Genomic DNA, 6,221 nt, shown 5'->3' on the forward strand with positions numbered 1-6,221 from the left:
AGTGGATTGAATCGTTTCATCTTCCCGGGCATCACCGCCACTCACAAACGTTTGCTTCTGGGGATCCGCGCCCTCTTCCTCAGTAAATGAAACAACGACTTCGGTGGCTGAATCCGGCGTTTTACCAAAGTACTCCAGCGAAACCAACGGATAGCCATGAAAGCCCTTCTTAACCTGCTTTGCAATGCGCTTTTTTGCTTTATCCAAATGCATAATAAGGCCTGTCGCTGCGCTTGTTATCTGGGTGCCACATGAACATCCAGTTGATACCGTTCGCCAATTCTATGCCGTTTAATCCATCAAAAATAGATCTGTCCCGGTTTCCGAAACCTTGAAAACCGACCATCAGCATGGTGCTACACTGCATTCCCACCCGACAATGGCTCATCCGGAATCAAACATGCGATTTTTTGCTCTACTGACAGTACTCCTGCTAACAGGCTGCACTTCGACCAGCCATGTACCTTCCTCCGGTACCGAGTTCGCTCTTGATGGCTGTACGCCCTTCCTGAACTGTGTATCCAGCACCTCATCAGTGGGCCTCTATTACGTGAAACCCATTCAGCTGTCTGCGCCCCTGGATCAGCCGACATGGGACACAGTTAAAGCTGTCGCTACTGAAATGCCCGGCGCCAGGCTCAATCACTCGCGCTTTGGCTATATGGACATGACCTTTCATAGCGACCTGCTCCGCTTTCCCGACTACTTTGAGGTTCTGGTGAGCCCGGACCGACGCAGTCTGGATGTCCGATCCCAGTCGCTGGTCGGATTTTATGATCTGGGGGTTAACCGGCGGCGCGTGGAGCGCTTCAGGCATAATCTGGTTGAGAGTGGTGTTGCCAGTGGCAACAGCCAGGCTCTAAAAAGTACTGACTGAGAGAAGGCGGAGCTGGGACAGATCTATTTTTTAGAGAGGGTTGGTAGTGACTCAGATTAGCTCTGAGCCTTCAAAAAAGCCGCGACAATAAATCTGTCCCAGTTTTCTCAGATTTGGATCCAACATCACTTCATCAACGGCAATAAAGTTTCAACTTAACCAACGCTTAATCCGCTGCCAGATTTTTTCAAATATTGTCACGTGCACATTCTGTTCATGCTCCCTGAAGTAGCTCCTCCTCCGCAACTGTTCGAACTTTCGACCTTCCTCAATTTCGGCGCTAGTCCACTCGCTAGCCCAGAGAATATTGCCATTGGCTATCCAGTAATGAGACTTGCAGCGTAGCTGCCAGTTACCGATTGAAGGTTTCAGAGATGGTCCCTGCTCAGAATTAGTAAGCTGCCATTCAGTTGGAGTTAAAGGCGTTCTCACCTTCTCACCGCATCCGCACGCGCACAGGTGCGCTGCCGTATTGAATTCCTGGGATACATAGAGCACACCATTCTCTAGGATCTTGGGCATGTAATGCACATATTCAATCTTCATTTTCATTGAATGTATTTTCCCTCACCATCAAGAACGAACCCACATTAAAACGAGTATCAAAAGTGCGGTTTTCTCCCTCATAAAACCCTTTGATTTGCTTGTATTGCAGTATCGCCATACAGGCGTTTAAAGCATTTAGTTCACTGATCTGGATATTTGATTTGTAAAGATTATTAGGATCTTCAGATTCATTTGCGCACTTCTTCTCCCTTACCCTATTAGCGTCTTCGGTGGAAAAGTACGTAGTCCTGAGCATCCCACTTAGATCGCCAACTGAACTTCTCTTTACACCCAACCCCGTATCAATGAACGGTATCTTCATTCGAATCAAAATATCAAAAGTTTCCTTACGCGAATCTCCATTGTCGACGCATACGAAGGCAAAGGTGACATTTCCGAGCAAATGGCTTGATTCCTCATCGAGACATTGGTTTTCTAGGGATAAACCATGGCGGAAATTTTGGTACCGGCGCTTGTAAACTTCAGCTTTCGGAAGGCCTAACTCTTCTTCATCCAGCCGTCCAGGAGAGCGATACGTGTTGTGCACGTGATAGTAATCGTGATCGAATCCGATAATTTCTTTTACCGGGGTTTTGGATAAGAAGTCCAATAGATAGGCACCTGTTCCCCCCAGGCCTATTATTGCAACCACTTCGTTCGAGAGTCTCTCTGAAAGATCTCCTAGATCAGAACGACTGGTAAGAGTATCCCGAAATTTGAACACAGGGTCTTCCAAAACCTCTTCTCGCAAACGGAAAGTGTAGGGGTTGGCGTTGTGCTTATTGATGGCTGGGCCAGAGATCATGCCAACATACGTTTCCAACTTATGAAAATGGTCCTTGTATTTCCCAGTCCCTTTGGGCTTTACCGAGAAGGACCGCTGGACGACGACATCGTTAAAGGTTGGGCTGAGATTAATTGTGCAGGATCCCCCTCCCAGTCCTCGAACCGGATTTCCATCCGCAGCAAATGGGGTATCTCCGGCAAAATAGATTTGGTGGTCATTTTGTTCAAAGCGAAATTTATCAAGAAATTTCAACTTGCAAACAATCGCACCTATCCTCAACTGTCCCTCCCTGTCTAGGTAGGGAATATCATGCACGATTAGGTGGTTTGTGGTGTCAATCGATAGCGCGTAGCCTCTATCGACCAACTGCCCCAAGTCGCTATTAAGATTGACCAGTTTCTGAAACATGGAACACCATACCTTCTTTAACTTTTACTGACGCGTCAGGAAACAGCGAGCCGGCAGGCTTATTACCTTGGCCGCGTTCGTACATAACCGAATAAGTGGTTTGAGATTCAGGGCTGTGACCGGGCACTTCTAGCGCCACCACCTCGTCATACGAAATCTCACCTTTGGGCCACTCGTGAGGAGTTGCTTCGACAATGATAGTGACCAACTTTTTGTCTGGGTTCATGATCAGAATTCCTCTATTACGATCTTGGATTTTCTATTTCATCTATGCAAATTAGTTGCTAGACTGAAACTCGCAAAACAATAATTTCATATGTCGAACACTGTTGCAACTATAAAACTGGAAAAAATTATGCCCAAAGGTCAATTTGATGCTGACGCATTTTTTGAAGCCTTAGATAAAGCCCGTAATAACAAGAAGATAACTTGGAGGAAGGTGGCAGAAGAGGCTGGTGTTAGTGCTTCCACTCTCACTCGTATGGCACAAGGAAAGCGGCCCGACGTGGACACGTTGGCGGCACTAGCGGCATGGTCACAGTTGAAAGTGGACAATTTTATTCAGCGGGATACACACGATTCGAAGCCCGCAGAGAACTCAATAGAGGACGTTGCTGCTCTGTTCAGAGCTGACCCAACCTTATCTTCGGATGCTAAAGTGGCAATAGAGGCGATTGTTCGGACAGCTCACGAAAAGTTGAGAAATCATTAACTTGGAACCGTAGTTCATGGCACTAAGGCGTGGATTTAAAAGTGAAGCCAATAAATACGCCAAAGAGATGCGAGTAGAGCTCGGGAGACAATCCTACGAGCCACTCTGCCCGTGGGAATTGGCGAGATTGTTGGAAATCCCAATTCTTCCGTTGAGTGAATTCTCTGTTAGCGATCCGCAGGCAGTTTCCGTTTTGTCCAACGGTGCTCAAGATAAGTTCTCTGCAGTCTCCGTTTTTAAGGGCAGGAAACGTTTAATCGTCCATAACGACGCTCATCATCCATACCGACAAGCTGCCAATATTGCGCACGAGTTAAGCCACGCAATTTTGTTACATCCTCCTACTCCTCCATTTACAGGCGATGGGGAGCGCAACTTTAATAGCGAAGTCAGGTCCATGGAGGAAGAGGCAAACTGGCTCGGTCCCGCCTTGCTTGTCTCGGAGGAAGCGGCTCTTCATATTGTACGGAACAAGATGTCCTTAAGCTTTGCGAGTGAGCTCTACACGGCCAGCGAACAGCTCATTACCATGAGAATAAACGTCACAGGCGCCCGCAAGCGGGCCAACCGCTTCAGAGGACCGAAATAAAATTTAGATACACCAGCCGAGCTCCAGAGTGGCCGCTATATTCTACTCCGTCCGGCTCTTCCATTTAAAGGCGGTGGACTCCCACCGGCCTGCCAGACATTCCTCACCTATGGGTTTCAGAGAGCAGAGCGAGGCAAAGATCATCCGCGTGACGCTTGTCGTTAAGTTTTGACCCATTCATTCGAATAGTTTCCAATTCCAAACCTCAAACAGTCACTGAGCCCGTTTGGCTAGGAGCCACAATAAATTGACTGGATCAGCATAGACTTGCCGAAGATTCCTTTGAACGTGAATTCAAATTCATGCCCATGCCAGGCAGATCCCATTTGCCCGGCATGCGAGATGAGCGAGCCAACAAACTCTTCAAACGGCGGGTGAGTGCAGACGATGTAGCAATCTTGATCGGTAATGTCAGGCATTTCCGCTTTCCTATGTACCCCAAGAAACTCCCCTCCAACCTCCCCCTGAATCACAAAAAACCATTGCTCGCATCGGGAAACGACGTTGTGTTCTGTCTCCTCCAATTCTCTTGGGAGGCTGCAAGCGAGCTCTGCATTGGGGAAATTTGACTGCGTGTTTTTTATTGAAGGTGAACCATCAAACTCACTGAATATGAAGCGATAGAACAATAGCTTAGCCAAGCATGGCCACCTCTGCCATGTAGCCATTCTGCTCAACTTCGTGCTGCAAAAATGCAAAACAATTGCCCGAAATTTAACCGCAGGTTATAATTGCAACGAATAATTCAATGGCATCTTAACGATCTGTTTATAAATGCATTTTTTTAGGAAATAACCGGCAAATGATAAATGTAACTCGATACATAGATCTCGATAAGATCTCGAGCGAACTTGATGCCAAAGTGGTCAGCATGATGCAGATGGACGCGTCCCTCAATTCGTCTATCCCGCGCTCGCTTCGGGAACCCATTGAGGAACTACTCCGCAATGTAAATGCCTATTATTCATGCAAAATTGAGGGAAACTCAACGGAGCCCGCTGAGCTTATAAGGGCTCAGGAAATGCCAGATATCGTAGAAGATGAAGATCTCAGAGAGGTAAAGCGTCTTTTAGAGGTCGAAGCGAGATTGAGCCAAGGTGACATGAGCGGGAGGGAGGCGAGCCATCCGGAGACGCTCAAGCAGCTACATCATGACTTCTACTCTGGGGCCCCTGAAGAGCTACTGAAGATAAAGGATGAGAAAAGTGGCAAAGAGTACGATCTAGTGCCAGGTCAGCTGCGTCAAAATGATGTGACGGTTGGGCAACATCTTGCGCCGCCTTACGAAGAAGTGCCAAGTATGCTTAATCGGTTTCATGAATACTATCGCCTGGACAAGGTGAGAGCTTCTCAAGCCATGCTCTCAGCTGCAGCTTCACATCATCGGCTGCTTTATATTCATCCGTTCTTAGATGGAAATGGGCGCGTGGCGCGCCTGTTCACTGACCTATATCTACGCCAAGCAGGACTTGGAGGCATTGGGTTGTGGTCTATGAGTCGTGGTTTTGGTCGTGATACCGAAGCTTATTATAAAGCACTCGCGCAAGCTGATATGCCGCGCCAAGGCAGCAGCGATGGCAGAGGTGCTCTCTCTGATCGTGGATTGATGGCGTTTACTGAGTATTTTATCGATACGGCAATTGATCAGTTGAAATACTTTAGTAGCTTGCTGGATCCCCAAGCTCTTGATCAGAGAATTGACGTATTTTTTGATCTTAGGTGCAAGCAGGAGATGATAATTGAGCGAGGAGTGCGCTTACCGAAGCTCCATCCGGGAACGCGTCTTTTGTATAAGGAACTGATTCGAGGCGGGGAACTAACTCGCAGCGATGCGAAAGCTAGATTAGGTGTAGAGGAGAGAACCATGCACACTATTGTCAAACAAATGAAAGAAGCAGCGTTGATCCAAGCACCTCCTCGCAAGCCTCTAAAACTGGATCTGTCTCCGAGTTCGATTGAGATCCTTTTCCCGCGCTTGTGGGTGGTTTGAGGCTGAGGTGTGTCATGTGGACCGGAGTGTGAAAGTCCAGCTTGAAGTCGTTTTAAACCGGAATCGATGCTTCGGCCTAAATCTCGATCACAGCCAGGCGGGCGAGTGTCCGCTTTTGTTTAAATTCTCGCGGATGACTGCGAGGGTCGCCAAGCGAACTGAGCCGCAACACCTAGACGATAATTCCGCATGGGATTCATTGACGATTACCATGCCATGATCGATCTTGCGGATACCATTGCAGCTTTGGACGACTGAGCCACTGAAACCGCCACGCAGGGAACCTGCTGGCGGGGTTTTTTTTTTTTTTTT

General features: G+C 47.8%; 10 protein-coding genes. 4 read left to right on the forward strand and 6 right to left on the reverse strand.

All coding sequences use genetic code 11. The features are described 5' to 3' along the window. Positions 1–213, reverse strand: a 213-nt coding sequence (locus MARLIPOL_RS19025; protein WP_186008457.1) for a hypothetical protein, incomplete at its 3' end; no start/stop codon positions are given. A gap of 187 nt (positions 214–400) precedes the next feature. Here MARLIPOL_RS19025 and MARLIPOL_RS03220 point away from each other — a divergent pair. After that, on the forward strand, positions 401–877 hold the full coding sequence (locus MARLIPOL_RS03220) for a DUF1499 domain-containing protein (RefSeq protein ID WP_012136642.1): 477 nt from the start codon (positions 401–403) through the stop codon (positions 875–877). Between the two features lie 150 nt (positions 878–1,027). On the opposite strand, the gene MARLIPOL_RS03225 is transcribed toward MARLIPOL_RS03220, so the two are convergent. Genes MARLIPOL_RS03225 through MARLIPOL_RS03235 form a run of 3 tightly spaced genes read right to left on the reverse strand, consistent with a single transcriptional unit; the run spans position 1,028 to position 2,844 of the window. Then, positions 1,028–1,429, reverse strand: a complete 402-nt coding sequence (locus MARLIPOL_RS03225; protein ID WP_012136643.1) for a DUF6527 family protein — start codon at positions 1,427–1,429, stop codon at positions 1,028–1,030. Beyond that, a complete protein-coding gene (locus MARLIPOL_RS03230) occupies positions 1,413–2,618 on the reverse strand; it encodes a ThiF family adenylyltransferase (RefSeq protein ID WP_012136644.1) in 1,206 nt (401 codons plus the stop codon). The genes MARLIPOL_RS03225 and MARLIPOL_RS03230 overlap by 17 nt, the downstream gene beginning before the upstream one ends. After that, entirely contained in the window at positions 2,593–2,844 is a 252-nt protein-coding gene (locus tag MARLIPOL_RS03235) for a multiubiquitin domain-containing protein (RefSeq protein WP_012136645.1), read from the reverse strand. Before MARLIPOL_RS03235 ends, MARLIPOL_RS03230 begins: the two co-directional genes overlap by 26 nt. Positions 2,845–2,973: 129 nt before the next feature. On the opposite strand from MARLIPOL_RS03235, the gene MARLIPOL_RS03240 reads away from it, so the two are divergent. Next, a complete protein-coding gene (locus MARLIPOL_RS03240) occupies positions 2,974–3,330 on the forward strand; it encodes a helix-turn-helix domain-containing protein (RefSeq protein ID WP_012136646.1) in 357 nt (118 codons plus the stop codon). A 16-nt stretch (positions 3,331–3,346) separates the two neighbouring features. Then, the gene (locus tag MARLIPOL_RS03245; protein WP_012136647.1) at positions 3,347–3,919 is read left to right on the forward strand and encodes an ImmA/IrrE family metallo-endopeptidase; all 573 of its coding nucleotides are present in this window, start codon (positions 3,347–3,349) and stop codon (positions 3,917–3,919) included. Between the two features lie 230 nt (positions 3,920–4,149). Here MARLIPOL_RS03245 and MARLIPOL_RS03250 read toward each other — a convergent pair whose 3' ends face one another. Further along, positions 4,150–4,560, reverse strand: a complete 411-nt coding sequence (locus MARLIPOL_RS03250) for a hypothetical protein (protein WP_012136648.1) — start codon at positions 4,558–4,560, stop codon at positions 4,150–4,152. Positions 4,561–4,721: 161 nt separating this feature from the next. Here MARLIPOL_RS03250 and MARLIPOL_RS03255 point away from each other — a divergent pair, with 161 nt between their 5' ends. Next, the gene (locus MARLIPOL_RS03255; RefSeq protein ID WP_012136649.1) at positions 4,722–5,909 is read left to right on the forward strand and encodes a Fic family protein; all 1,188 of its coding nucleotides are present in this window, start codon (positions 4,722–4,724) and stop codon (positions 5,907–5,909) included. Between the two features lie 87 nt (positions 5,910–5,996). Here MARLIPOL_RS03255 and MARLIPOL_RS18705 read toward each other — a convergent pair. After that, the coding region (locus MARLIPOL_RS18705; RefSeq protein WP_222102446.1) for a hypothetical protein at positions 5,997–6,221 on the reverse strand (225 nt) is incomplete at its 5' end.

It is taken from the genome of Marinobacter lipolyticus SM19 (assembly GCF_000397065.2).
GTDB classification, from domain to species: Bacteria; Pseudomonadota; Gammaproteobacteria; order Pseudomonadales; family Oleiphilaceae; genus Marinobacter; species Marinobacter lipolyticus.

Coding starts and splice junctions, on each gene's coding strand:
- MARLIPOL_RS03220 (WP_012136642.1), top strand. CDS start 401: ATGCGATTTTTTGCTCTACTGACAGTACTCCTGCTAACAGGCTGCACT.
- MARLIPOL_RS03225 (WP_012136643.1), bottom strand. CDS start 1,429: ATGAAAATGAAGATTGAATATGTGCATTACATGCCCAAGATCCTAGAG.
- MARLIPOL_RS03230 (WP_012136644.1), bottom strand. CDS start 2,618: ATGTTTCAGAAACTGGTCAATCTTAATAGCGACTTGGGGCAGTTGGTC.
- MARLIPOL_RS03235 (WP_012136645.1), bottom strand. CDS start 2,844: ATGAACCCAGACAAAAAGTTGGTCACTATCATTGTCGAAGCAACTCCT.
- MARLIPOL_RS03240 (WP_012136646.1), top strand. CDS start 2,974: ATGCCCAAAGGTCAATTTGATGCTGACGCATTTTTTGAAGCCTTAGAT.
- MARLIPOL_RS03245 (WP_012136647.1), top strand. CDS start 3,347: ATGGCACTAAGGCGTGGATTTAAAAGTGAAGCCAATAAATACGCCAAA.
- MARLIPOL_RS03255 (WP_012136649.1), top strand. CDS start 4,722: ATGATAAATGTAACTCGATACATAGATCTCGATAAGATCTCGAGCGAA.